Below are 24,804 nucleotides of genomic sequence, written 5' to 3'. Positions count from 1 at the left end.
CGCCGGGACAATCGACATGGAGGAAACGAAGAAAATGAACATCACCCGCCGCGCCGCAATCGGTGCCCTCGCCTTGCCGCTGGCCGCGCCGCGCCTGGCGCGGGCGCAAACCTTCCCCGACCAGCCGATCCGCATGATCGTGCCCTTCGCCGCCGGCGGCCCCGCGGATCTGATCGCGCGCGTCACGGCGCGGGTGATGTCGGAACGCCTCGGCAAGCCGATCGTGGTGGAAGCCCGTGCCGGCGCCGGCGGCGCCATCGGCGTGGATGCGGCGGCCAAGGCGCGGCCGGATGGGCATACCATCGTCATGGCGAGCTCGGGCGCCATCGTCATCCTGCCACATCTGCAGGCCAGCATGCCCTACGACCCGCAGAAGGACCTGGCGCCGATCACCCAGGTGCTGGCGGTGCCGCAGATCATCGCCATCGCGCCGAACCTCGGCCCGAAAAACCTGGCGGAGCTGGTGGCCATGGCCAAGGCGCGGCCGGGCGCGCTGTCCTTCGGCTCCGCCGGCGTCGGCTCGTCCCTGCACATGGCCGGCGAATTGCTGAAGATCCGAGCCGGCATCGACATCGTGCATATCCCCTATCGCGGCGCCGCGCCGGCGGTGACGGACCTGCTGGCCGGCCGTATCCAGATGCTGGCGGCCGATGTGCCGGCGCTGCTGCCGCATGTGCAGGGCGGTTCCGTGCCTGCCTTGGCGGTGACGGCGGAGCAGCGGCTCGGCATCCTGCCCAACCTGCCCACCGCCATCGAGGCCGGCGTGCCGGGCATGGTCAGCGAGACCTGGTACGGGCTGCTCGGCCCATCCGGCATCCCGGCGGACCGGCTGCGCATCCTGGCCGAGGCCGCGCAGGCGGCGCTGCGGGACACGCAAACGCGGGACGCGCTGATCGCCCAGGGCGGGCGCATCGTGGGCAGCAATCCCGAGGATTTCGCGAACTTCATCCGGCAGACCTCCACCACCTGGGGCGAGGTCGTGCGCGCCAACAACATCAAGCTGGATTGAGCGCCATGCAGCGACGTTCCCTTCTGCTCGCCGGCGCCGCGCTGGGTTTTGCTTCGGCGGCCCACGCGCAAGGATGGGCGCCCACCCGGTCGATGCGCCTGGTGGTGCCCTTCGCCCCCGGCGGCGCGGCGGATACGGTGGGCCGGCTGCTGGCGGAACCGCTGGGCACGGCGCTGGGCCAGACGGTGACCATCGACAACCGCCCCGGCGGCGGCACCACCATAGGCGCGCAGGCGGTGGCACGCTCGGCGCCGGATGGGCTGACGCTGCTCTACGCCACGCCGAATGTGCAGATCCTGAACCCGCATCTGATGCGCAGCCTGCCCTACGATCCGCAGAAGGATTTTACGCCCGTCATCGCCATCCTGCGGGCGCCGAAACTGCTGGTGGTGCGGCCGGACTTCCCGGCGCAGGACGTGGCGGGGCTGATCGCGCTCGGCAAGTCGAAGCCGGATGGGCTGACCTATGCCAGCGCCGGCGTCGCCTCCTCTGGCCACCTGGCCGCGGCCATGTTCGGGCAGATGGCGGGGCTGGAGATGCTGCACATCCCGTTCCGCGGCACCGCGCCGGCGACGCAGGATGTGATGGCCGGGCGCGTCGACTTCATGATGGACAATATCGCGACCTTGCTGCCGCTGGTGCGCGATGGCCGCATGAAGGCTTTGGGCGTCAGCACGGCGGACCCGGCGGCCGCCGCGCCCGAACTGCCGCCGATCGGCCGCACCCTGCCGGGCTTCCACGATGCCAGCTTCAACTACCTGCTGGCCCCGGCGGGCACGCCGCCCGAGATCATCGCGCGGCTGAACACGGTGCTGAACGAGATCCTGGATTCGCCGGCGCTGACCAGCCGCTTCGAGATCCTGGGCATCGAGAAGCTGGGCGGCACGCCGCAGGCGCTGGAGGCCATGGTGCGGGCGGAGCATGATCGCTGGGGCCCGGTGATCGAGCGCGGCGGGATCCGGCTGCAATGAGCCCCGCCATCACCCGTCGCGCCGCGCTCGCCGCCGGCCTGGCCACGCCCTTCCTCGGCCCTGCCGCCAGGGCCCAGGCCTTCCCGAACCGTCCGCTGCGGATGATCGTGCCCTATGCGGCCGGCGGTTCCGCCGACGCCTCCGCCCGCCAGCTGGCGGAGGCCATGGCCGGGCCGCTGGGCCAGCCCGTGGTGGTGGAAAACCGCCCGGGCGGGGCGGCGACCATCGGCGCGCAGGCGGTGGCACGCGCCGCGGCGGATGGGCATACGCTGCTCTACGGCACGCCGGCGCCGCAGATCATCAGCCCGCATCTGATGCGCAGCGTGCCCTATGACCCGATCAAGGATTTCGCGCCGGTCTCCGGCTACAAGCGCGCGCCGAACCTGCTGGTGGTGCATCCCTCTGTCCCCGCGCGCAACCTGGCGGAGCTGATCGCGCTGGCCAAGGCGCGGCCGGGCACGCTGACCTTCGCCTCCTCCGGCGTCGGCTCCTCCTCGCACCTGGCGGGGGAGCTGCTGAAATACATGGCGCAGATCGACATCACCCATGTGCCCTATCGCGGCACCTCCGCGGCGATGACGGACCTGCTGGGGGGCACCGTCTCCATGGCGCTGGACACGCTCTCCGTCCTTCTGCCGCAGGCGCGCGACGGGCGGCTGCGGGCGCTGGGCGTCACCACGCCGGAGCGGTCCAAGCTGGCGCCGGAAATCCCGGCGATTGCAGAGACGCTGGCGGGCTTCGATGCCGCGCCCTTCAACTACATCGCCGCGACCGGCGGCACGCCCGCGCCGGTGGTGGCGCGGCTGAACGAGGTGATCGTCGGCATCCTGCGCCGCCCGGACTATCTGGCGCGGATGGAGGAGCTGGGCGAGGAGGCGACACCCTCCTCGCCCGAGGCGCTGGCCGCGACGATCCGCGCGGAAAGCGCGCGGTGGAAACAGGTGATCGAGGCGGCAGGGATACGCGTGGAATGAGCTTTTCGACTTTGCGCCTGGACGTGGCGGATTTCGTCGCGACGGTGACCATCGATCGCGCCCCGGTGAATGCGCAGAACGGCGCCTTCCGGGAGGAGATTGTCCGGATCTTCGACGAGCTCCACGACCGGGACGATGTGCGCGCGATCGTGCTGACCGGCGCGGGCAAGACGTTTTCCGCCGGGGCGGATCTGAAGGATCGGCCGGATCGCAGCGCGCCCGGCGCCTTCCCGCGCCACAACCGCCTGGTGCGCGCGGGCTTCGACTGCGTGCTGGAATGCGAGAAGCCGGTGATCGCCGCGGTGAATGGCGCGGCCATCGGTGCCGGCTGCGTGCTGGCGCTGTGCTGCGACATCCTGGTCGTCGCCGAGGAATCCTTTTTGTCCATGACCGAGGTCGATGTGGGCCTGGCCGGTGGCGTGAAGCATGTCCGCCGGCACCTCGGTGAATCCGATGCGCGGCTGATGATCTATACCGCGCGCCGCATCACCGGGCCGGAGCTGTACCGGATGAACGCGGCTTCCGTCTGCGTGCCGCGCGAGAAGGTAGTGGAAGCGGCCCAAGGCATCGCCGCGGAGATCGCCCAAAAGGTGCCGCTGGCGGTGCGGGCGGCGAAGCGGAGTTTCCAGGTGACCGAGGACCTGCCGCTGCATGAGGGCTATCGCTACGAGCAGTCGCAGACCGTGGCGCTGGCCTCGACCGAGGATACGCAGGAGGCGCTGCGCGCCTTCGCGGAGAAGCGCAAGCCTGTCTTCAAGGGGCGCTGAGGAGAAGAGCCATGCAGATCACCCGGCGCGGCATCCTGGCGGCGACGCTGACCACGCCCCTTGTCGCGCGGGCCCAGGAGGCCTGGCCGCAGCGGCCCATCGTGCTGGTGGTGCCTTTTGCCCCGGGCGGCCCCGTGGACAATGTGGCGCGGCCGGTGGCGGAGGGAATGCGCCGGCGGCTCGGCCAGGCGGTGGTGGTGGAGAACCGCGCAGGCGCCGGCGGGCTGGTCGGCGCCCGCGTCGTCGCGGCGGCGCGGCCGGATGGCTATACGCTGCTGGTCGGCTCGCCCGGCCCACTGGTGATCGCGCCGGCGGCCGGCGCGGCGGATGCGCCGGACCCGCTGCGGGCGCTGGCGCCGGTGGCCTTGATCGCCGACAGCCCGCAGATCCTGGCGGTGACAAAGGACCTGCCGGCGGCGGACCTGGCGGGCTTCGTAGCCCTGGCCAAGGCGCGGCCGGGGGCGCTGAACCTGGGCTCCGCCGGCATCGGCACCACGCCGCACCTGGCGCTGGAACTGTTTTCCGAGCTCGCCGGCATCCGGCTGGAACATGTGCCCTATCGGGGCACCGGCGCCGCCCTGCCGGACCTGGTCGGCGGCAAGATCGAGGCGCTGTTCGGCGATGTCTCCGCCGTGCTGCCGCTGGTGGAGGCGGGGCGGGTGCGGGCGCTGGCCGTCACCTCCGATGCGCGGCTGCCACTGGCGCCCGCCATCCCGACCACGGCGGAGCTCGGCTATCCGGCGCTGGTGGTGCGGAACTTCCAGGCGCTGCTGGCCCCGGCCGGCACCCCGCAAGCCATTTTGGAGCGCCTGTCGGAGGCGGTGGCGGAGGCGCTGACAGACGAACAGGTGCGCGGCGCGCTCGCCCGCATCGGCGCCCTGCCGGCGCGCAGCGGTCCCGCGCATCTGGCGCAGTACCTGGCGGCGGAGCGGGCGACCTGGGAGCCGGTGATCCGGCGCATCGGGCTGCGGCTGGAATAGCGCTCAACGGGCCTCGGGCGCCGCGGCGATCATGGTGGCGAGCATGGTCGCCACGAGCGTTTCCGCCCCGGCAGCATCGCGCACAAAAATGTCCGCGCGGCAGAAGGTGAGGGTGCGGCCGGGCTTCAGCACCTCGCCGCGCGCCACCGCCACCAGGCCGGAGGCGGGGCGCAGGAAGCTGGTCTTAAATTCCACGCTCAGCACCTCCCCGCCCGGCGGCAGCAGGGACATGGCGGCGAAGCCGCAGGCATTGTCGGCCAGGGTGGTCAGTACGCCGGCATGGAACAGGCCGTGATGCTGGGTCAGGCCGGGGGCGAAATCGGCCTCGATGGTGCAGCGGCCGGGCTCCATGGCCACCAGGCGGCCGCCCAGCGTGGCCATCAGCCCCTGGGCGGCGAAGGCGGCCGCGATGCGGGCCCGGAACTCCGGGTCCCGCGGCTGCACTACAGGCGCCATCCTGAATGGATGGCGACAATGCCACCCGAGAGGTTGCGATGCGCCACGCGTTCCAGCCCGGCGTCGCGCATCATGTCTTCCAGCGTTTCCTGGTCCGGGAAGCGGCGGATGGATTCGGCCAGGTATTCGTAGCTGTCGCGGTCCTTGGCGACGCGGGCGCCGATCTCGGGCAGCACCTTGAACGACCAGACATCGTAGACTTTCGCCAGCGGCTCGATCGCGACTTTCGAGAATTCCAGGCAGTGGAAGCGGCCGCCGGGGCGCAGCACGCGGCGGGCCTCGCGCAGCACCGCGGACTTGTCCGTGCAGTTACGCAGGCCGAAGGCGATGGAGACCTTCTCCACCGAGCGGTCCGGCAGCGGGATGTGCTCGGCATCCACCACGGCGAAGTCGAGGCCGGTGGTGATGCCGCGGTCCAGCGCCCGCTTCTGGGCGACCTCCAGCATGGCCGGGTTCACGTCGGTCAGGATCACCCGCTTGGCGCCGCGGGCCAGCGCGCCGAAGGCGATGTCGCCCGTGCCGCCGGCCAGATCCAGCAGCGTCTCCCGCGGCGAGGCCGCGATGGAATTAACAAAGATCCGCTTCCAGATGCGGTGGATGCCCAGCGACATCAGGTCGTTCATCAGGTCGTAGCGGGGGGCCACGCTTTCGAAGACCTCCCGCACCATGGAGGCCTTCTGGGTGCGGGGCACCTCGCGGAAGCCGAAATCGGTTGTGTCGCTCATCGTCGCACCTTGCCCCTTTGGCGGCAGCCTTGCCAGTAGCACGCCCCAGCGCGATGACAGATGGCATCGCCGCTCCAGGATGCAGCGCCCCGCTGTGCCTCACGACCGCGGCAGCCCGAGGAAAAAATGCCGGAATTGCCGGAGGTGGAGACGGTGATGCGGGGGCTTCGGGCGGTGCTCGAGGGGCGGCGCATCAGCAGGGCCGAGACGAACCGGGAGGGGCTGCGCTGGCCCTTTCCGGCGGGGCTGGCGGGGCGTCTGACGGGGGCGCGGGTCACCGGCTTCCGGCGGCGCGGCAAATACATGCTGGCGCGGCTGGATACGGCCGAAAGCCTGCTGATCCATCTCGGCATGTCGGGGCGGATGGTGGCGCGGCCGGTGGCGGGGCCCGTGGTGCCCTTCATGGGGCCGCAGGGCGTGTTCTCGGACGCCCGGGGCCACAACCAGCCGCCGGAGGCGCATGAGCACCTGGTGATGGAGACGGAGGACGGCACCCGCGTCGGCTTCGTCGATCCGCGCCGCTTCGGCAGTGTCGACCTGGTGCCGACGGCCGCCGAGGATGCTCACAAGCTGCTGGCCGGGATGGGGCCGGAGCCCCTGGAGCCGGACTTCACGGCGGCGAGCCTGGCGGCGTCGCTGGTGGGCAAGCGGACGCCGATCAAGGCGGCGCTGCTGGACCAGCGCGTGGTGGCGGGCCTCGGCAATATCTATGTGGCGGAGGCGCTGTTCCGGGCGCGGATCTCCCCGAGGCGGGAGGCCGCGACGGTGCCGGGCGCCCGGGCGCAGCGCTTGGCGCCGGCCATCAAGGCGGTGCTGGAGGAGGCGATCGGCGCTGGCGGGTCCAGCCTGCGGGATTATGTGCGGGCGGATGGGGAACTCGGCCGGTTCCAGGACCGCTTTTCCGTCTATGACCGGGAGGGCCAGCCCTGCCCGCTCTGCCCCGGGCCGGGGGCCGGCTGCGCGGGCGTGTCCCGCATCGTGCAGTCCGGGCGCAGCACCTTCTATTGCGCGCGCACGCAGCGTTGAGCGGTTTCGCCGGGTGCGCTACCGCTTAAGGGCAAGCGGGGGAGATGGCGCATGGCCTATGAGATGATCCTGGTCGAGACGCAGGGCCGGGTCGGTGTCATCACCCTGAACCGCCCCAAGGCGCTGAATGCGCTCTGCGACCAGCTGATGACGGAGCTGGGCGAGGCGCTGCGGGCCTACGATGCGGACCCCGCGGTGGGCGCCATCGTCGTCACGGGCTCCGAGAAGGCTTTTGCCGCCGGCGCGGATATCAAGGAGATGAAAGACCGCGACTTCCCCGCGATCTACTTCGACGATTTCATCGGCAAGCGGTGGGAGGATGTGCTGCGCATCCAGAAGCCGGTGATCGCCGCGGTGGCGGGCTTCGCCCTGGGTGGCGGCTGCGAGCTGGCCATGATGTGCGACCTGATCCTGGCCGCCGACAACGCGAAATTCGGCCAGCCGGAGATCAACCTGGGCGTCATCCCCGGCGCCGGCGGCAGCCAGCGCCTGACACGCGCCATCGGCAAGTCCAAGGCCATGGAGATGATCCTGACCGCCCGCATGATGGATGCGGCGGAGGCGGAGCGCGCCAACCTGGTGGCCCGCGTGGTGCCGGTGGCCGACCTGCTTCCGGAGGCGCTGAAGATGGGTGAGAAGATCGCCAGCCTCTCCGCCCCCTCCGTCGCCATGGCGAAGGAGGCAGTGAACGCCGCCTTCGAGACGACGCTGCGCGAGGGCGTGCGGCTGGAGCGCCGGCTGTTCCAGTCCCTTTTCGCCACCGACGACCAGAAGGAAGGCATGTCCGCCTTCGCCGAGAAGCGGAAGCCGGCCTTCCGCAACCGCTAGAATCCGGCCGGCCGGGTGGCTCGCGAAAGCCGTGCATTGACTCCCGCGCGGCCCAAAGGGTAGTAACCCGGCCTTCGCTGGTGGCGCGTGCCACCGGCCTCCGAAACTTTTGACTGGTCAGAACAAGACGCCATGGCGAACACGGCTTCCGCGCGCAAGCGCATCCGCCAGACCGAAAAGCGCACGGAGCGCAATCGCGCGCGCCGCTCGCGCGTTCGCGGTTTCCTGCGCAAGGTCGAGCTGGCGATCGCCGGCGGTGACAAGACGGTCGCGCAGGAAGCCTTCCGCGCGGCGCAGCCCGAGCTGCAGCGCGCCGCCGACAAGGGCGTCTTCCACGACAATACCGTCGCCCGCAAGCTGTCCCGGCTTTCGGCGCGCATCAAGGCGCTGGGCGCGACCGCTCAGGCCTGACCAGGCCGTCCGGCCCGCCGCCTGGTGCGGCGGGACCACGGGCCCTCTCCAGCTTTCAAGATTTTGACACGAATGACAAGCAACCTGCAGAGATAGCGGGCTGCTTGCTGTTTCTGTTTCGAAATGTCATCGCTGCGGGTGCGTGACTACTTGGATTGGCCGCGAGGCGATCTTCGAATCCACCAGTAATCATTTGCGCCGGCCAAGCGCGTCGCGGTAACTTCGGACCAGTCGCGCTCATCCCCCAGGAGCCGCGCGCCTGTCTTTCGCGGCCGGATCCTCCGCAGCCGATCGGTCAAATGCACATCGCCCCGCAAGGGCCCACGAGGTTGGCAGGTGCATCACATGGAGAATGCGGTCGGCCCGTCGTCTCCTTCCTCCCCCACGCAGCTGGCGGAGGTCTGGGCACGCATCCGGGGTAGGCTGAAGGAAGAGGTGGGTGAGGTCGAATACCGCACCTGGCTGCGGCAGATGACGCTTGCCTCCGTGCAGGGCGAGGAAGCCATCATCCTGCTGCCCACCCGCTTCCTGCGCGACTGGGTGCGTGGCCATTACGGCGACCGGCTGCGCGCGCTGTGGCAGGCCGAACTGCCCTCCATCCGCCGCCTCGACTTCCGCGTGATGCCGGAAAACCGCGCGCCGGAGCCACGGACGCCGGCCGTGACGGACCCGCGGAATGGCCTGGCGCACGACATGGAAGCCACGGAAAACGCTGGTAAATCCGCGCGCATCACGGCACGCCAGCTGGCCGAGCCGGTGGAGGCCGCGGGCCTGGCGGAGCCGCTGGGCCGGCCGGCCGAGCCGCGCGCCGCAGAGGGCCGGGGCGACTGGTCCGCGCCGCTGGATCCGCGCTTCACCTTCGACAGCTTCGTGGTGGGCAAGCCCAACGAATTCGCCCATGCCTGCGCGCGGCGCGTGGCGGAACGCCCGGCCAGCCCGGGCTTCAATCCGCTGTTCCTCTATGGCGGCGTTGGGCTGGGCAAGACGCACCTGATGCATGCCAGCGCCTGGGCGATCCGCGAACATGCGGTGGCCGATGGACGGCCGCCGCTGACCGTCGCCTATATGTCCGCCGAGAAGTTCATGTACCGCTTCATCGCGGCGCTGCGCAGCCAGAGCACCATGGAGTTCAAGGAATCCCTGCGCTCCGTCGATGTGCTGCTGATCGACGATCTGCAGTTCCTGATCGGCAAGGACAATACCCAGGAAGAATTCTTCCATACCTTCAATGCACTCATCGATGCCGGCAAACAGATTATTGTATCCGCCGACAAGTCGCCCTCCGACCTTTCCGGCATCGAGGACCGCCTGCGCACCCGGCTGGGCTGCGGGATGGTGGCCGACCTGCATGCCACCACCTATGAGCTGCGCATCTCCATCCTGCAGGCCAAGGCGCAGACCCAGGGCGTGCCGGTGCCGGTCAAGGTGATGGAGTTCCTGGCCCACAAGATCACCTCCAACGTGCGGGAGCTGGAAGGCGCGCTGAACCGGCTGATCGCCCACGCCAATCTCTTCGGCCGCCCGGTGACTCTGGAAGGCGCGCAGGAGGTGCTGCACGACATCCTGCGCGCGCATGACCGCCGGGTGACGATCGAGGAAATCCAGAAGCGGGTGGCGGAACACTACAATATCCGCCTGACCGACATGTCCTCCCCCCGCCGCGCGCGGGCCGTGGCGCGGCCGCGGCAGGTGGCGATGTATCTGGCGAAGCAGCTCACCAGCCGTTCCCTGCCCGAGATCGGCCGCCGTTTTGGTGGGCGCGACCACACCACCGTGATGCACGCCGTCAGCCGCGTGGCCGAGCTGATGCAGGCCGACAGCGCGTTTGCGGAAGATGTCGAGCTGCTGCGCCGGATGCTGGAAACCTGATCGGGGCTCGGTGAGGGGGCCTGCGCCGGGCTACGCCGCCTTCGCAACCCTCACCGGCAGCACCGCCGCCAACAGATCCTCCAGCAATTCGGGCAGGGCCAGCGGCGTCGCATCGCCGCCGCCGCGGCCGAAATGGCCGGCGGCCTCCGCCTGGCTGCGGCCGAGGCGCGTGGCCAGCCGCGCCAGCGCCTCGGCGCATTGCAGCCGCGTCGGCAGCGCGGTGAGGGCGAGCTCCGGCGCCAGAAGGTCGTTGGCGCCGGTCAAGGCGAGACGCTCCGTCCCCACCTGCCGCGTCGCCACGATGCCATGCGCCGCGCGCTCCGCCTTCGCCACGACGAAACTGCGATGGGTCAGACCGGGCGCGACCCATGAGATGCGGCGCGTGTACAGATGGCCGAAGCGTCCCAGCGCCTCCGCCACCGCGGTGGCCATGGCATTGTGCATCTCGACATAGGCGCGCTTCTCGTTGGGGCCCCATTTCCAGCGCGCGGCGGAGACGCGCAGCGCGGTGGAATCCGCCCGCCAGGGGGAGACGGCATTGCCGCGATCCTCGAAGAGGCCGGGGTCGTCGTAGAGCACGGCGGGCGAGGTGCCGCCCGGGTAGTCCAGCATATGTTCGTAGGGCACCAGGCCGAGCGGCTCGCTGATCACGGCGCGATGCACCACCACGCCATAGGGGTGTGTCAGCGGCGCCAGGCTGAACAGCGCCTCCGGCTCCTCCGCCGTCCGGAAAGCCAGCAGACGCGGCTCGGCGGGCGCGGTGGGCGCGAAACCGGCGGCGAGCAGCGCGGCGTTGATGCGGCGATGCTCAGTCGAGAGGATGTACGGCTTGGTGCGCGTGCAGGGCAGCAGCAGCAGCACGTGTTCCCGGGCCTCGGGCAGGCTCGGCACGTAGTCCTGCCCGACAAAGCGCATCCAGGCCGCGATGCGGGGATGTTTGAGCGCATCCACATTGTCCTGCGGCGAATACAGCGCGAGCGTCGGGTCCAGCGTGAAGGGCGCGCGAAACTTCGCGGCGGATTCCAGCAGGCGCTGCGCTCGGTCGTCGGTGGTGACCATGCGTCAGGTCTCCAGCAGGGAAGCGAGGAACAGGTCCTCCGGCGCCAGGTTGCGGGCCAGCAGGCCCTCGGCGCGGAGGTAGCGGATGAGGGTCGCAAAAACCTCGCGATTGGCGGTGAAGCCCGCGGACCAGAAGGCGGGGCCGAGCCGGCGCTCCGTTTCCTCCAGCTGCTGCGCCAGGAAGGGCAGGCCAACGGCGAGCGTCGCACTGTCATGCAGCCGCAGCCGCGCCAGGCGCTGCGACTCCACGAAGGCGTCAAACAGCGCGCGCGGCAGCCAGGGATTTTCGTCCACGAAGCGGCGCTTCACGGCGATGAGGTGCATCGGCGGGAAGATCCTTGTGCGCGCAAAATAGTCGAGCTCCGCGGCCATGGGATCGGCGAAGAGGCGACCGACCTTGTCGGGGGCGCTGAAAAAACTGTCGGGCGCGCGGGCGGTGTAGAGGGCGTCGATCTCGCCTGTTTCCAGCATCTCAGACAGGCTGCGATCGGTGACGTGCTCGATGGCGACGCCCTCCGGATATTGCTGGGGGTGATCCTCGCCGGCGCGGGCCTCGTTCAGCCCGGCATTGACGTAGATCGGTGATCGCCAGTGCAGCCCGTAGTGCTCATCGAAAATGCCGCGCAGCCAGACGGCGGCGGCCATGTCCCAGACCATGGTGCCGATGCGGCGCCCTGCCAGATCGGACGGTTTTGTGAATCCCTTCGCCTTGTTCACGAAGACGCAGGAGAAGCGGAAATGGCGGGAGGGGAAGACGGGGATGCCGACGTAATCCTGCTGCGGCCTGTCGAAATGCCGCAGCCAGGTGGCGATGGGGAATTCGCAGCAGTCGAAGCGGTGTTGCGTCATCTGCAGGTTGAACAGCGGCTGCAGCGGCATGACCGTCGTCTCCGCCGCCACGCCCGCGATGGGCACGCGACCCTCAGCCAGGGCACGGGCACGATCGCAGTCGGAGACGCCTATGGTGAGGTGCAGGCTCATGCGAGGCGCGCTCCCAGGGTCTCGGCGGCGGCCAGCAGGGCGGCGTCCTGGTAGGAGCCACCGATCAGCGACAGGCCGATGGGAATGCCATCCAGCGTGCCCGCGGGGATGTTCACCTGCGGCAGGCGGCACAGGCTGGCGACGCAGGTCAGCGCCAGGGTGCGATCCCGGAAGGCCATCTGTGCGGAGACGGGGGCATCGCGCAGCGGCGGCAGGTCATGCGCCGTCGGGAGGATGAGCACCCCATCGGTGCCGAGCAGCGCATGCAGGCGTGCCGTGAGCCTTTCGCGTTCGCGCCAGGCGGTGGCGATGGCCTGCGGCGTGACGGTGGCGGCGAGTTCCAGCCGGTCCGCCACGGCGGGGCTGAGGCGGCGGCCGGGCTCGCGCGCCCAGGTGCCGTGGGTGGTCCAGAGCTCCCCCAATTGCAGCGGCCGGAAGGTGTCGAGCCAATGCGCGGCGCCTTCCTCATACAGCGTCACGCTCTGCGCCGCGCCGAGGCCCTGGGCCGCGTCGCGAAGCGCGGCGCCAAGGGTGGGTTGCGGAATCTCGAAGGCATCCTCGGCGATCAGCAGGCGCGGCGCGGTCGCGGGGGCGGGGCCGAAGAAGACCTCGCCGATGCGGCGCAGCAGCGCGGCGTCGCGCGCGAACCAGCCCACCGTGTCGATGCTCGGCGCCATGGGCATGACGCCGGCGACCGAGACGCGGCCATGCGTGGTGCGGATGCCGTAGAGGCCGCAGAAGGAGGAGGGTACGCGGACGGAGCCGCCGGTATCCGTGCCGAAGGCGAAGTCACACAGCCCCCCGGCGACCGCGGAGGCGGAGCCGGAGGAGGAACCACCCGGCACGCGATCCGGCGCGCGCGGATTGATCGGCGCGCCGTAATGCGGGTTCTCGCCGAACAGGCCGCTCGCGATCTCATCCGTATGCGTCTTGCCGATCAGCGTCGCGCCGGCATCCAGCGCCGGCAGCAGAGCGGAGGCGGTGGTGAGCGAGACGGGCGCATCGCGCAGCCGATCCGGATTGCCCCAGCCGCTGCGTGTGCCGGCCACATCGAACAGGTCCTTCGCCGCAAAGGTGAGCCCGGCGAGCGGGCCGCTGGGGGCGCCCTCGATGCGGATGTCGCCATGCGCCACGAAGGCGCTGGCGCGGATTTGCTCGGGCGTCATTCTGCGGCGGCCTTTTGGTTGCTGCGGTCCAGGGCGTAGCTGGTCATGAAGGCGTCGACAAAGCCGGTGTCGCGCGCCCAGTCGTGAAAGCGGTAGCTGTTGCCGCGCGTCACGAAGGGCGCGCCAGAATAGAACATCTCGTATTGCAGATGGCGCGATCCGAATTCGGAACCGATGGCGTCCCAGGCCAGCTTCATCAGTTTCACGCGGCCTTCGCTATCCGTGACGGGGGAGCGTTGCGCGGCGCGGATCAGCCCCTCGATCTCGCCGCCATCGAAATCGGCGGCGGAGGAGGGCACCATGATGACGCCGCCGCCGGCCAGGCCGCGGATCGCCTCGATGAACTCGGGATAGGTGGTTTGGGCAATCACCTGCGCGGTGACGAGCATCGGGCGGTTGGGCACGAAGTAGCCGTGGAAGGATTCGCCGGCCGCTTCCATGGCGACGACCAGCGCCTCGATATTTTGCGATTTCGCCGCCAGCAGCCCCAGCGTTTCGCGGGTCTGGGGAAAGCCCAGAATGCCGTTCACCTCGGCCACCTTGTGGGCGAGGCCAAGAAGAAAACGCAGCTTCACCATCAGGCGGACGATGCATTGGTAGTTCTGCATCACATGCGCCCGCGTCTCATGCCACTGCGCCTGGGCCATCCGCAAATCCTTGTGGACGAAGACGCAGTCCCAGGGGATCTTTACGTCCTCGAAGACCACCACGGCGTCGTTCTCATCGAAGCGGGAGGAGAGGGGGTAGTCGAAGGTGGAGGTGGCGGCGGCCTGGTAGCTGCGGCGCGAGTGCAGCTTCAGGCCGCGCGTCGCCATGGGCGTGACGGCGGTGAAGGCGTAGGCCTCGTCGCCCGGGGCGAGCGCCGCGAAGCCGGAGACCATCAGGTCGTTCGCCATGATGCCGCTTGTGGCCAGCATCTTGGCGCCGCGGATCGTGATGCCGTGGCTGTCCTCATCCACCACGCTGGCGACCAGGCCGCCGCCGGGCTGGTTGCCAGCGGAGCGGGACTTGTCCGCCTGTGGATTGACGATGACGTAGGACAGGAAGCGATCCGCGTCGCGCGCCCCCCGGAAGTAGTCTGCCAGCGCGGCGGCGCGCGGGGCTTCATAGGCGTGCAGACCCATCATGAAGCCAACAAAAGTGGAGGCGACGTGGTCGGGTGAGCGGCCGATCATGCCGCAGCTCTGCTTCGCCCAGCGCTCCATGGCGCGGCGGCGGATGACCAGTTCCGTGTGGTTGCGTGGCAGGGACCAGGCGCGATTCACGCGCGCGCCGGTCTCGGTCACGAAGGTCATCTCGTCGGGGTGCTGCGCCTGGTAGTCGTAGAGCGAAGCGGCGGAGGCGACGGCGCCGGCGAAGGCGGGGTCGATGGTGACATCCTGCACGCGCCGGCCATCGATGAAGATGGTGCGCTCGTCCCGCAGGCTGCGCAGATGGGCGGCACCGTCCTTGATCATGCCGGGCTCCTGTCGGAGGCGAGGCGGAGGTCCACGAGCTCCGCCTCGTCATAAGCACATAGCGAGTCGTAATCCGCGCCGGACTGCTCGCAGAACAGATCCCGGGCGATGCCGCGCGCGATGCGCTCTACCGTTGGTCGCAGGGTTGAGATGCCGGCGGAGGAGGCGGTGGAGGGCATGGCGGCGAAGGAGGAGGAGCGCAGCCGCGCCAGCCACGGCGCGGCGCCCGGGTGGCGTTCGGTGAAGGCGAAGCTGTCGTTGAGATAGGGATAGGCGCCCAGCAGCCGGTCCTCCGCCGCCGGCGCAAAGCGGTCGCGCCACAGGGCTATGTGCTGCGCCAGCCCCGCAAGTTCGGGCCGCAGCGTGAGGTCCACCACCAGCCCGGTGCCGACGATCAGGAAGTCGACCTCCAGCGTCGCGCGCGGCGTCTCCAGCCGGATCGTCTCGCCCATCATGCCGAGCGTGGTCAGCGGCGCTCCCAGATGCAGGAAGAAGCGATCATGTGCCGCGCATCGCGAAAACGTCTCCTGAGGCGGTGGCTGGTTCAGGGCAAACAGCGTTTGCATGAAGCGCCATTTTTGCGCGTCCGGCAGATCGGCGAAGTGGTGCAGGAAACCGAAGAATTCCATCCAGCGGTTTGGGTTGACGGATGGCAGCACCGGGCGACGCGCCAGCAGATCGACGCGCACGGCGCCGGCCTCCAGCGCCGTTGCCGCATTGTCGAAGGCCGAGGCGCCGGCGCCGAGAATCGCCACGCGCCGACCCGCCAGCCGGGCAAAGTCGATGGGCTGCGCGGTATGGGCGTAATGCGTGGCGGGCAGCGCCTGGGCGATCATCGCCGGCACTTGCCAGCCGCCACAGCCATCCAGCCCCGTGGCCAGCACCACCTGCCGCGCCAGCAGCCGCTGCGCCGTCCCATCCGCATGCACGGCCTGCACCGCCAGCAGCGCGTCCCCTTCCGGCGTGATGCCGGTGACGCGCCAGCCATGCCGCACCGGCAGCGCCAGCACGCGCTGCAGCCAGGTGAGATAGGCCTGCCAGTCCTCCCGCCCGATCTTGTGCAGCGCCGCCCAGGCCGCTTCGCCGTACTGGGCCTCGTACCAGGCGCGGATGGACAGCGAGGGCAGGCCCAGCTCCGGCCCCGTCACATGCTTCGGCGTGCGCAGCGTGTGCATGCGGGCGAAGCGCGTCCAGACGCCGGCCTGGCCCGTGGGCTCCGCCTCCAGCACCGCGATATTCTCGATGCGCGCGCGCTTCAGGGCGAAGGCGGTGGCCAGGCCGCATTGCCCGCCGCCGACCACCAGCACATCCAGCACCGGCCCGTCCGGATGCGTGACCGGTCGCACCCAGGGCCGCGCCGGATAGGCCAGCGTCTCCAGCTCCCATTCCAGGCGACGCTCCAGCCGCGTCAGCGCATCGGGTGGTGGAAGTGCGTCCATGCTCAGCCCTTCGTGTTCATGCGCAGGCCGCCAGCGCCGGCGGCAGAAGCGCGCCGTCGCGCATCAGGAAGGCGCCGTCTGCCATCACATGCTTCAGGTCGCGCGGCCGGGCCGCCATCAGCAGGCGCGGCGCCAGCTCCTCCGCCTTCGCAGCGGTGAAGGCGGCCGCGCGCAGGTCGAAGGCCAGCAGATCCGCCCGCGCGCCGGGCGCCAGCACCGCGCCGCCGGTAGCCATGGCCAGCACCTGCGCGGGTGTCGGCCATTCGGCATCGGGGCGGCCGGCGCGCGGCAGCAGCAGCGCGAATTTCGCGGCCTCCAGCATGTCCTGCGTGTCGTTGCTGCCGGGACCGTCGGAGCCGATCGCGAGGCGCACGCCGCGCGCCAGGGCGCGGGCCACCGGCGCGATGCCGCTGCCGAGGCGGAGATTGGCCAGCGGGTTGTGCACCATCAGCGTGCCGGTCGCGGCCATGCGATCCAGCTCGGCATCCGTCAGATGTACGCAATGGGCGAATTCGGCGTGCGAACCGGTGAGACCCAGCGCCTGCAGATGCGCCACCGGATCCGTGCCGAAGCGCGTGCGGCAATCCGCGGCGTCCTTCGCCGTCTCGCAGAGATGCAGATGCAGGAGGGCGCCATGCTGCCGCGCCAGGGCACCGAGGCCGCTCAGCAGCGCATCGCTGCAACGCTGTGGCGCGGAGGGGCCGAGGCCGATTTCCGCACCCTTCGGCGGCGCCTTCACCAGCGCCTCCGCCACCGTCAAGGCCGTCTCCGTGCTCGGCGGGGTGAAGCTGGCCGAGGGTGAGGGCAGGTCGCGCAGCATCATGGCGATGCGGCCGCGGATGCCGCCCTCCGCCCAGGCGGCGGCGGCGATGGCCACCGACTCCACATTCGGCGGGATCTGCCGGAAATGATCGGTGACCTGCACGGCGCCACCGCGGATCGCCTCCGCCGCGGAGACCAGGATGGCCTGGCGGATGCGCGCTTCCGGCAGCGCATCCTGGCCATCGGCATATTCAGCGGCGAGCCATTCATCCAGCCGCGCCATGGGCGCCCGGCCACGCGCCAGCGCCTCCGGCGAATGGGTATGCGCGTTGACGAAGGCGGGCAGCAGCAGCAGGTGGTGTGCGCCGATCTCCTCCGCCTCCGTCACCTCCAGCGCCGCGCCGATGGCGGCGACGCGGCCCCCGGCCACCAGCAGGTCGATGGGCGCGCGGGGCGCCCAGTCGGCGCCGCCGGGAAGCAGCGTGGCGCCGCGGAACAGCAGGGGCCTCGCGAGACGGGTCATGCCGCCAGAACCTTGCGCGCATCGGCCGCGATCTCACCGGGCCGGCAGAGCCAGATGCGCGACCGCGCCGCGGCGAGATGCGCCAGCACGCGCCGCAAATGCCGCAACCGGAAGGGATGGCCGACGAGGAAGGGATGCAGCGACAGGTTGAAGACCAGCGGCCATTTTTGGGACAGGCGCAGCTGTTCCTCGAACTGGTCGATCAGGATGTCGGCCCAGACCGAGGGCGGCCATTTGGCGGCGTGCAGCGCAGGAATGTCGTTGGTTGGGCGCGAATAGGGGACGGTCACCAGCAGGCCGGCGCGGGTGGCCAGAAGCGTCGGCTGGTCGTCATGTGTCCAGTCCATGCAGTAGTCGAAGCCCGCCTCCGCCAGCAGGTCCGGCGTGGCGTGGGTTTCGGAGACCCAGGGGCCCATCCAGCCGCGCGGCGCGGCGCCTTCCTCCTGCGCGATGCGGTCGCGACAGGCGGCGATCATCGCGCGCTCGGTTGCCTCGTCCATGTCGGACTGGCGTTCGGCATTGGTGCGGCCATGGCCCACGAATTCATCGCCGCGTGCGCGAAAGGCCTGCGCGACGTCCGGGCACAGGTCGTAGATCGCGGTGTTGAGCAAGGCCGCCGCCGGAATCGCATGCTCATCCAGCGCATCCAGCAGGTTCCAGACGCCGACGCGGTTGCCCCAGTCGCGAAATCCGTAGTTCTGCACATCGGGTTCGGGCAGCGGGTTCACCAGCGGAATCCCCAAGCCCTCGGCGAAGGGAAAGGCCTCGAGGTTCACCGCGACATGCACAGCCAGCCGCGTGCCATTCGGCCAGTCCCAGACCGGACGGCGCGCGATGGCGGAGAAGGCGTAGCGTCCGTGCTGGCGCATCAGGCGGCGATCGCCAGGGCGACACCGAAGGTCTCGTCGATCCGCACCGTGTCGTGGTCCGTCTCGTTGGTGTCGGACAGTTCCAGGTTGAAGAAGTCCTGCTGCGTCGCGTTGAAGAAGGGGCCGGCGTGCCAGGTGCCGCGATGCAGGGCCAGCGCGGTGCCGCCGGGGATGCGGAAGCAGGCGATGGCATCCGCCGTCAGCGGCGCATCGGCACGCGCCAGGCCGATGAACCACGCCGCGCCATCGGCGGAGGCCAGGCATTGCGTGACGCGCAGGTGCCGCGTGATGCCGCGGATCAGCAGCGGCCGATGCGGCAGGCGCATGATGGTGAGGCGCGTCCGGCCCTGGGTCAGGTCCAGCGTCGCATCCTGCGGGCCAAAGGGCGTGCCATCCGCGCCCGGCAGCACCAGCGTGCCATAGGGGGCGATGGCCTCCGGGGTCGCGGCCAGGGGCGTGACGGGAATTGTCGTCATGCGGCGGCGCTTTCGGGCAGGGTGAAGGGGGCGAGTTCGGCATGGTCGCCGGCCACGAAATGCGCCCAGTCGGCCTCCTGCTGATCCAGGAAGAGGCGGCGCTTCACCCCCTCCACCAGCCGCGGCAGGGCGTATTTCATGCCGCTGACACTGGCGGCGATGGGGCCAAGGCTGAGCGAGGCGGCGCCGGTGATGCTGAAGACCCGCTCCACCCAGGGCGCCGCGCCCGGCACGCGCTGCTGGAAGCCGCCCATGCGGTCCAGATAGGGCTGTCGGCCGAGCCGCGGCTCCGCGACCTCGGGCGCAAAGCGGTCGCGCCACAGCGCGATCTCCGGCAGCAGCGCCGCATATTCCGGGCAGAGCGAGAGGTCGGAGAGGAAGCCCGTCGCGATCACCAACCGATCGAAAACCTGGCGGCGCCCATTGCCCTCCACCAAAATCTCCCCGCCCGTCCAACGCACGGCCTCCCAGGGCATGCCGGTGGCGAGCCGAAAACCGGGCAGGGCGATGGCGGCATCGAATGTGGGCTGCGGTGGCGGCTGGCCGATGCGGCGCAGGCGCAGGGCGTAGTCCCACTTCACCGCATCCGGCAGGTCCACGTAATGCGCGAGGAAGCCGGCATTCTCCATCCAGCGGCGCGGATTGTCGCGCGGCACTTCGGGGCGGCGGATGCAGATGGTGGCACTGGCGGCGCCGGACTGCAGCGCGGTGATGGCGATATCGAAGGCGGTGGCGCCGGCACCCAGCACACCCACGCGCTCCCCCTGGAAGCAGGCGGGGTCGATCAGGTCGTTCGCATGCAGCACGCGGCCCGCCGGCAACGCCTGTGCGATCTCCGGCGGAATGGCATGGCCGCCGCTGCCGCCGGAGCCGGTGGCCATCACCACGCTGCGCGCATGATGCAGCACGGGGCCGGCCGGCGTCTCGAAGCGCAGTTGCAGCAGCGTGCCGTCCGCGCTGGGCTCCATCGCGACCAGCCGAGAATGGTTCTGCACGGGCAGGTCCATCACGCGGCGGAACCAGCGCAGGTAGTCCATCCAGGCGGTGCGCGGCACGCGATACATCGCGGCCCAGCCCGCGGCGCCGTGCTGGGCTTCCCACCAGGCCCGGAAGCTGGCGGCTGGCAGGCCGCCATCGGGGCCGGTCAGGTCCTTGGGCGTGCGCAGCATGGCCATGCGGGCGAAGCTGACCCAGGGGCCCTCACGCCCGGGCGGGGAGGCATCGAAGACGGCGAGGCGCGTGACCCTTTCGCGCCGGAGGGCCGCGGCGGTGGCCAGGCCGTACATGCCGCCGCCGATGATGGCGCAATCCAGCGCCTCCGCCCCATCCGGCGCGGGCAGCGGGGCGACCCAGGGCGCGGCGGGATAGGCGAGCAGCGCCATCTGATGCGCCAGCTGGCGCTCCAGCTCGGCCAGGGAGGTGGGTTCGGTCACGCAGGGCTCCGCCGGTGGGGGAGGGTGGGGAACAGGACGCGGCGATCCATCCGCGCGTCCCGCGGCGGGACGCGACGGCGCTGGATCAGCCGGCTGGTCGCCACCGCCCGCGGGCGCGCGCCAGGCCATGCGAACGCGGCGGCCGGCCGGGACGCCCAGGGGTAGAGCCTGGTCGTCCGGCGGCGGCGTTGCGAAAGGGGGGCCAGCGCGTCATGCCAGGCAGGCCTGGCAAGCCCCATGCCAGCGCCCGGGCCCGGGCGCGCCACCAGCCTCCGCCGGGCTCTGGCGAAGCTTTCGGCACTCCGCCGGCGCGCTGCCTGCCTTCCAAGCAGCCGGCGCGGCGCGGGAAGCACGACAGGCACGGTAGCGCAACGGCCTGCGTAACCTTCCCGAAATGGGTTGCCCCGCCGCGCAGGGCGTGGTCATCCTGCCGCCCGATGGACGCCGCCGCTGACCTAACCCCCCTGCTCTCCGCCGTCGCCGGCGGTGACCGGATCGCCCTGCGCGCGATCTATGAGCGGCAATCGACGCGGCTCTTCGGCGTCGCCAATGCCATCCTGCGCGACCGCGACGCCGCCGCCGATGCGCTGCAGGACGCCTTCTTGCGGATTGCCCATCGCGCGCATCAGTTCGATGCCTCCCGCGGTGCGCCGGAAGCCTGGCTGGCGGCGATCGTGCGCTATGCGGCGCTCGACATGGCGCGCGCGCGGGGCCGGGAAATTCCCAGCGACGATCCGGCGCTGGGCGACCAGCCGGTGGAGCCGGAGGCGCTGGAACGGGTTTCCGCCGATGCCGAGGGCCGCCGCCTGCGCAACTGCCTGGCGACGCTGGAGGAACGCAACCGGCGCGGCATCGTGCTGGCCTTCGTGCATGGGCTGAGCCATGCGCAGATCGCGGCGAAGATGGAATTGCCGCTGGGCACGGTGAAGGCCTGGATCCGCCGTGGTCTGCTGCGCCTGCGGGAGTGCCTGACGTGATCCCCGCCAGCCTGACACCGGAGGAGCGCGAGGCGCTGGCCGCCGAATATGTGCTCGGCACGCTGGAGGCGCGGGAGGCCCAGGCGGTCGCGGCGGCGCTGGACAGCGATGCCGCACTGGCCGAGGCGGTGGCGGAATGGGAGGCGCGGCTGGCGCCGCTCATCGCCCTCGCCCCGCCCGAGGCCCCGCCGCCCGGCCTCTGGGACCGCATCGCCGCGGCGCTGGATCCGACGCCCACCCGGGCACCCGCCCCCGCCAAACGTCCCTGGTGGGCGGGGCTGCGCGACCCCTGGCGGATGGGCGCCATCGGCGGCACCGCGCTGGCGGCTGGCCTCGCGGCCTTCATCCTGCTGCGGCCGGAGCCCGAGCCGCGGCTGATGACCGTGCTGCTGAGCGAGCGCGACCAGCCGGCCTGGCTGGTGGAGGCCGATGGCGGCGGGCTGCGCCTGGCCTCCGTGAATCCACGCCCGGCGCCGGAAGGCCGCGCGCTGCAGCTCTGGGCGCTGCCGCAGGGCGCGACGGCGCCGACCTCGCTCGGTCTGATCCCGGCGGAGGGCCGCATCAACGTCGCGCCCACGACCATCCGGCCGAGCCCCGGCATGCTGATCGAGATCACGGTGGAGCCGCCGGGTGGGTCGCCGATCGGCCGCCCGACCGGGCCGATCCTGTTCATCGGCCGCCTGTCCCCCGCCGCCGGAACCTGAGCCGCCGGAATCTGAGCCGCCCGAAGCCGGGCCACGGGACGCTGGGCCGCGCGAATTTTTCGGCCCAGCCCGCATCCAGTCGCATCCGCCCTCCGTAACGCCAGCAGCAAGGCCTCAAGGCCTGCCCTGGAAGATGGAGAAACGCCGATGCCGAAGACCGCTCGCACCGCCCTTGCCGCCGCCGCCCTGATCGCCGGCGGTGCCCTTGCGGCCCCCGTCGGGGCGCAGGCCGCCACGCTCCTCGGCCTGACCGCCGACAACCGGCTGATCCGCATCGACAGCGAGACGCGCCGTGCCGAGGCGCCGATGCGCGTGACCGGCGCCGATGGCCGGCTGCTCGGCATCGACCAGCGGCCGCAGGATGGCGGGCTGTATGGCGTGACGGAAAGCGGCCAGATCGTCCGCATCGACCCGATGAGCGGCCGCGCCACGCAGGTCTCGCGCCTGAACATGCCCTTCGAAAGCGGCGGCCGCGCCGTGGTGGACTTCAACCCGGTGGCCAACCGCCTGCGCCTGATGGGCATGAGCGGCGTGAACTTCCGCGTCAATGTGGAGACCGGCGAGGTGGTCCGCGACGGGACGCAGAAGTACATGGACGGCTCGCCGCAGGCCGGCACCACGCCGCGCATCACCGCCGGCGCTTATACCAACAGCGTCGCCCCGCCCGCCGGCGCCCCCGCCGCCGGCCAGCCCGGCGCGCCGAGCACCGCGCTCTATACGATCGATACGCTGCTCGGCACCTACAACCTGCAGGCGCCGCCGAATGACGGCGTGCAGCAGGTGAAGGGCATGCTGGGCATGAGCGTGCCGGTGGCGCTGGGCTTCGACGTGCTGTCGGATGGCCAGGGCGGCAATACCGGCTTCGTCCTGGCCGGCGGCACGCTGCATGGCATCGACCTCGCGACCGGCCGCCTGATGGCCCAGGGCGCCGTGGCGGGCCTGCCGGAGGCCGAGGTGATCGACATCGCTGCCATGCGCTGACCCCTTCGGCGGCCTGCGCGTTCCCCGCACGCCCGGCGCATGCCGCCCGAAGCCGCCGCCGTGCTGCCGCACGGCGGCGGTCGCTTTTCCACCCAGACCTGGGCTGGACAGCGGACCACTTGTCGGGATTGTTCCCGGCCAAAGCGGGGATCGACAGGATGCGGATGCTGGTTCTGGGCGCGGGCGCGCTCGGCGGCTATTTTGGTGGGCGGGCACTGGAGCGCGGGCTTCCGGTCACCTTCCTGGTGCGGCCCGGCCGCGCCGCGGTGCTGGCGCGCGACGGGCTGCGGGTGCGCAGCGGCTTTGGCGATATCGACCGCCCCGTGGACACCACCCTGGCGGCGGGGCCCGGCTTCGATGTCGTGCTGCTGTCCTGCAAGGCCTATGACCTGGACAGCGCCATTGCTTCCATTCGCCCGGCCGTCGAGGGCGGGGCCTGCGTGCTGCCGATCCTCAACGGGCTTTCGCACATTGCCACGCTGAACGCCGCCTTCGGCGCCGAACGCGTCTGGGGCGGCCTCGCCAAATGCGCGGCGACGCTGACGCCGGAGGGCGTGGTGCAGCATCTCGGCGACTGGCACTGGCTGACCTTTGGCGAGCAGGACGGCCGGATGGATGGGCGCGCCGCCGCGCTGGCCGCGGCACTCGGCCAGGCGCCGGGGCTGGTGGCGGAGGCGGTGCCGGATATCCAGCGGCGCATGTGGCAAAAGCTGGTGCATCTCGGCACCGTCGCCGCCGCCAGCGTGCTGATGCGCGCCAGCGTCGGCGAGATCGTCCGGGCTGGCGGCACGGATTTTCTCCTCGGCCTGCTGGAGCGGAATGCGGCCATTGCCGCGGCGCAGGGGCATCCGATGACGGAGGCCTTCCTCGCCAATTACCGAAAGCTGTTCGCCGACCCCGCCAGCGCCTACACCGCTTCCATGCTGCGGGACCTGGAAGCGGGCGGGCGGACCGAGGCGGACCATATCCTGGGCTTCCTCTGCGCCGCGGCGCGACAGGCCGGCCTTCCGGCGGAGGTGCATGACTTGGCCCATCTGCATGCGCGTGCCTATGACCAGCGGCGTGCGGCGGGGCGGCTGCCGTGACCGACCTGGTGACCCTTGCCTCGGACCAGCTCCGCATCGCGGTGAAGCCGCAGGGCGCGGAACTCGCCAGCCTGAAGGATTCGGCCGGGCGCGAATTCCTGTGGCAGGCCGGGCCGGAATGGCCGCGGCATGCGCCGGTGCTGTTCCCCTTCGTCGGCCGGCTGCGCGACGACACGCTGCGCATCGGCCACGAGGTCTATCCCATGGGCCAGCACGGTTTTGCGCGCGACAGCCGCTTCGAGCTGGTGGAGCAGGGCGCCGAGAGCTGCCGCTTCCTGCTGGCGGACAGCGCCGCAACCCGCGCCGTCTATCCCTTCGGCTTCCGGCTGGAACAGGCCTATGCGCTGCATGGCGCGTCGCTGACCGTCACCACCACCGTGCACAACCCTGGCGAGGGCACGCTGCCCTTCTCGGTCGGCGCGCATCCCGCCTTCCGCTGGCCGCTGCCCGGCGCCGGCGGCAAGGCCGCGCACCGGATCGAATTCGAGCAGGAGGAGGCCGGGCCGGTCTGGCGGCTGGATGAGAACGGGCTGATCGACGCCACGCCCCAGCCCTTGCCCGTGCATGGCCGCAACCTGGGCCTGCGGGAGGATCTGTTCCGCCCCTCCGCCATGATCCTGCTGAACCCCGCCAGCCGCCGCCTGCGGTATGCCGCGCCGGGCGCGCCGGGGCTGGAGATCACCTGGCAGGGTTTTTCCGAACTTGGCCTGTGGATGCGGCCGGGCGCGGACTTCCTCTGCATCGAGCCCTGGGCGGGTTATGCCGACCCGGCGCAGTTCTGGGGCGATATCTGGGCCAAGCCGGGGATGCAGATGCTTGGGGCGGGGGAAAGCCGCAGCTTCATGTGGCGGGTGACCATCGGGTAGCCGGGCACCC

General features: G+C 70.9%; 25 protein-coding genes. 14 read left to right on the top strand and 11 right to left on the bottom strand.

Annotated features, from left to right (window positions below; all coding sequences use genetic code 11):
* Window positions 1-34 precede the first annotated feature (34 nt).
* The 5 genes from J3S20_RS03060 to J3S20_RS03040 are packed head-to-tail and all read left to right on the top strand — an operon-like array spanning window position 35 to window position 4,701.
* A complete protein-coding gene (locus J3S20_RS03060; RefSeq protein ID WP_216834492.1) occupies window positions 35-1,009 on the top strand; it encodes a Bug family tripartite tricarboxylate transporter substrate binding protein in 975 nt (324 codons plus the stop codon).
* 5 nt (window positions 1,010-1,014) lie between these two features.
* A complete protein-coding gene (locus tag J3S20_RS03055; protein WP_216834491.1) occupies window positions 1,015-1,980 on the top strand; it encodes a Bug family tripartite tricarboxylate transporter substrate binding protein in 966 nt (321 codons plus the stop codon).
* A complete protein-coding gene (locus tag J3S20_RS03050; protein ID WP_216834489.1) occupies window positions 1,977-2,954 on the top strand; it encodes a Bug family tripartite tricarboxylate transporter substrate binding protein in 978 nt (325 codons plus the stop codon). Before J3S20_RS03055 ends, J3S20_RS03050 begins: the two co-directional genes overlap by 4 nt.
* A complete protein-coding gene (locus J3S20_RS03045; RefSeq protein ID WP_216834486.1) occupies window positions 2,951-3,721 on the top strand; it encodes an enoyl-CoA hydratase/isomerase family protein in 771 nt (256 codons plus the stop codon). The genes J3S20_RS03050 and J3S20_RS03045 overlap by 4 nt, the downstream gene beginning before the upstream one ends.
* Window positions 3,722-3,732: 11 nt before the next feature.
* Window positions 3,733-4,701, top strand: a complete 969-nt coding sequence (locus J3S20_RS03040) for a Bug family tripartite tricarboxylate transporter substrate binding protein (protein ID WP_216834484.1) — start codon at window positions 3,733-3,735, stop codon at window positions 4,699-4,701.
* A gap of 3 nt (window positions 4,702-4,704) precedes the next feature.
* Here the strand turns inward: J3S20_RS03040 and J3S20_RS03035 are convergent, their stop codons facing one another.
* Together J3S20_RS03035 and J3S20_RS03030 are read right to left on the bottom strand one after the other, a co-directional pair.
* Window positions 4,705-5,145 (bottom strand): PaaI family thioesterase, encoded by a 441-nt coding sequence (locus J3S20_RS03035; protein ID WP_343215139.1) that lies wholly within the window; start codon window positions 5,143-5,145, stop codon window positions 4,705-4,707.
* Window positions 5,145-5,882, bottom strand: coding sequence for a class I SAM-dependent methyltransferase (locus J3S20_RS03030; RefSeq protein WP_216834480.1), 738 nt, complete (start codon window positions 5,880-5,882; stop codon window positions 5,145-5,147). The genes J3S20_RS03035 and J3S20_RS03030 overlap by 1 nt, the downstream gene beginning before the upstream one ends.
* Window positions 5,883-6,008: 126 nt before the next feature.
* Here J3S20_RS03030 and mutM point away from each other — a divergent pair, with 126 nt between their 5' ends.
* From mutM to dnaA, 4 genes are all read left to right on the top strand, one after another.
* On the top strand, window positions 6,009-6,908 hold the full coding sequence (gene mutM, locus J3S20_RS03025) for a bifunctional DNA-formamidopyrimidine glycosylase/DNA-(apurinic or apyrimidinic site) lyase (protein ID WP_216834479.1): 900 nt from the start codon (window positions 6,009-6,011) through the stop codon (window positions 6,906-6,908).
* 51 nt (window positions 6,909-6,959) lie between these two features.
* Complete coding sequence (locus tag J3S20_RS03020; protein ID WP_216834477.1) at window positions 6,960-7,736, top strand: enoyl-CoA hydratase; 777 nt, start codon at window positions 6,960-6,962, stop codon at window positions 7,734-7,736.
* 132 nt (window positions 7,737-7,868) lie between these two features.
* Window positions 7,869-8,147 carry a 30S ribosomal protein S20 gene (rpsT, locus tag J3S20_RS03015; RefSeq protein ID WP_216834476.1) on the top strand — a complete coding sequence of 93 codons (279 nt, stop codon included), beginning with the start codon at window positions 7,869-7,871 and terminating at the stop codon, window positions 8,145-8,147.
* A gap of 345 nt (window positions 8,148-8,492) precedes the next feature.
* A complete protein-coding gene (gene dnaA, locus J3S20_RS03010; RefSeq protein ID WP_216834474.1) occupies window positions 8,493-10,016 on the top strand; it encodes a chromosomal replication initiator protein DnaA in 1,524 nt (507 codons plus the stop codon).
* A 30-nt stretch (window positions 10,017-10,046) separates the two neighbouring features.
* On the opposite strand, the gene J3S20_RS03005 is transcribed toward dnaA, so the two are convergent.
* The 9 genes from J3S20_RS03005 to J3S20_RS02965 are packed head-to-tail and all read right to left on the bottom strand — an operon-like array spanning window position 10,047 to window position 20,181.
* Window positions 10,047-11,075: a hypothetical protein gene (locus tag J3S20_RS03005; protein ID WP_216834472.1), complete on the bottom strand. Its 1,029-nt coding sequence runs from the start codon at window positions 11,073-11,075 to the stop codon at window positions 10,047-10,049.
* A gap of 3 nt (window positions 11,076-11,078) precedes the next feature.
* The gene (locus J3S20_RS03000; RefSeq protein WP_216834470.1) at window positions 11,079-12,056 is read right to left on the bottom strand and encodes a substrate-binding domain-containing protein; all 978 of its coding nucleotides are present in this window, start codon (window positions 12,054-12,056) and stop codon (window positions 11,079-11,081) included.
* The gene (locus J3S20_RS02995) at window positions 12,053-13,222 is read right to left on the bottom strand and encodes an amidase (RefSeq protein WP_216834468.1); all 1,170 of its coding nucleotides are present in this window, start codon (window positions 13,220-13,222) and stop codon (window positions 12,053-12,055) included. The genes J3S20_RS03000 and J3S20_RS02995 overlap by 4 nt, the downstream gene beginning before the upstream one ends.
* Window positions 13,219-14,679: a 4-hydroxyphenylacetate 3-hydroxylase family protein gene (locus J3S20_RS02990; protein WP_216834466.1), complete on the bottom strand. Its 1,461-nt coding sequence runs from the start codon at window positions 14,677-14,679 to the stop codon at window positions 13,219-13,221. Before J3S20_RS02990 ends, J3S20_RS02995 begins: the two co-directional genes overlap by 4 nt.
* Window positions 14,676-16,118 carry an NAD(P)-binding domain-containing protein gene (locus J3S20_RS02985; RefSeq protein ID WP_216834464.1) on the bottom strand — a complete coding sequence of 481 codons (1,443 nt, stop codon included), beginning with the start codon at window positions 16,116-16,118 and terminating at the stop codon, window positions 14,676-14,678. The genes J3S20_RS02990 and J3S20_RS02985 overlap by 4 nt, the downstream gene beginning before the upstream one ends.
* Window positions 16,119-16,134: 16 nt before the next feature.
* Window positions 16,135-17,403, bottom strand: a complete 1,269-nt coding sequence (locus J3S20_RS02980) for an amidohydrolase family protein (protein WP_216834463.1) — start codon at window positions 17,401-17,403, stop codon at window positions 16,135-16,137.
* Entirely contained in the window at window positions 17,400-18,272 is an 873-nt protein-coding gene (locus tag J3S20_RS02975) for a polysaccharide deacetylase family protein (RefSeq protein WP_246602242.1), read from the bottom strand. Before J3S20_RS02975 ends, J3S20_RS02980 begins: the two co-directional genes overlap by 4 nt.
* Window positions 18,272-18,748 carry an ureidoglycolate lyase gene (locus J3S20_RS02970; RefSeq protein ID WP_216834462.1) on the bottom strand — a complete coding sequence of 159 codons (477 nt, stop codon included), beginning with the start codon at window positions 18,746-18,748 and terminating at the stop codon, window positions 18,272-18,274. Before J3S20_RS02970 ends, J3S20_RS02975 begins: the two co-directional genes overlap by 1 nt.
* On the bottom strand, window positions 18,745-20,181 hold the full coding sequence (locus J3S20_RS02965; protein ID WP_216834461.1) for an FAD/NAD(P)-binding protein: 1,437 nt from the start codon (window positions 20,179-20,181) through the stop codon (window positions 18,745-18,747). The genes J3S20_RS02970 and J3S20_RS02965 overlap by 4 nt, the downstream gene beginning before the upstream one ends.
* A 437-nt stretch (window positions 20,182-20,618) precedes the next feature.
* Here J3S20_RS02965 and J3S20_RS02960 point away from each other — a divergent pair, with 437 nt between their 5' ends.
* The 5 genes from J3S20_RS02960 (at window position 20,619) to J3S20_RS02940 (ending at window position 24,794) form a co-directional block, all read left to right on the top strand.
* Window positions 20,619-21,158 carry a sigma-70 family RNA polymerase sigma factor gene (locus tag J3S20_RS02960; RefSeq protein ID WP_216834460.1) on the top strand — a complete coding sequence of 180 codons (540 nt, stop codon included), beginning with the start codon at window positions 20,619-20,621 and terminating at the stop codon, window positions 21,156-21,158.
* A complete protein-coding gene (locus J3S20_RS02955) occupies window positions 21,155-21,862 on the top strand; it encodes an anti-sigma factor (protein WP_216834459.1) in 708 nt (235 codons plus the stop codon). Before J3S20_RS02960 ends, J3S20_RS02955 begins: the two co-directional genes overlap by 4 nt.
* A 147-nt stretch (window positions 21,863-22,009) precedes the next feature.
* Entirely contained in the window at window positions 22,010-22,843 is an 834-nt protein-coding gene (locus J3S20_RS02950) for a DUF4394 domain-containing protein (RefSeq protein ID WP_216834457.1), read from the top strand.
* 158 nt (window positions 22,844-23,001) lie between these two features.
* Window positions 23,002-23,928, top strand: a complete 927-nt coding sequence (locus tag J3S20_RS02945; RefSeq protein WP_216834455.1) for a 2-dehydropantoate 2-reductase — start codon at window positions 23,002-23,004, stop codon at window positions 23,926-23,928.
* Window positions 23,925-24,794 carry an aldose 1-epimerase family protein gene (locus J3S20_RS02940; protein ID WP_216834453.1) on the top strand — a complete coding sequence of 290 codons (870 nt, stop codon included), beginning with the start codon at window positions 23,925-23,927 and terminating at the stop codon, window positions 24,792-24,794. The genes J3S20_RS02945 and J3S20_RS02940 overlap by 4 nt, the downstream gene beginning before the upstream one ends.
* Window positions 24,795-24,804: the final 10 nt, after the last annotated feature.

Origin of the sequence: Falsiroseomonas tokyonensis, assembly GCF_019024325.1 — a bacterium.
In the GTDB taxonomy this organism is placed as follows: Bacteria; Pseudomonadota; Alphaproteobacteria; order Acetobacterales; family Acetobacteraceae; genus Falsiroseomonas; species Falsiroseomonas tokyonensis.
The sequence above is the reverse complement of the archived record's forward strand: the minus strand, read 5'-3'. Positions and strand labels throughout refer to the sequence as shown.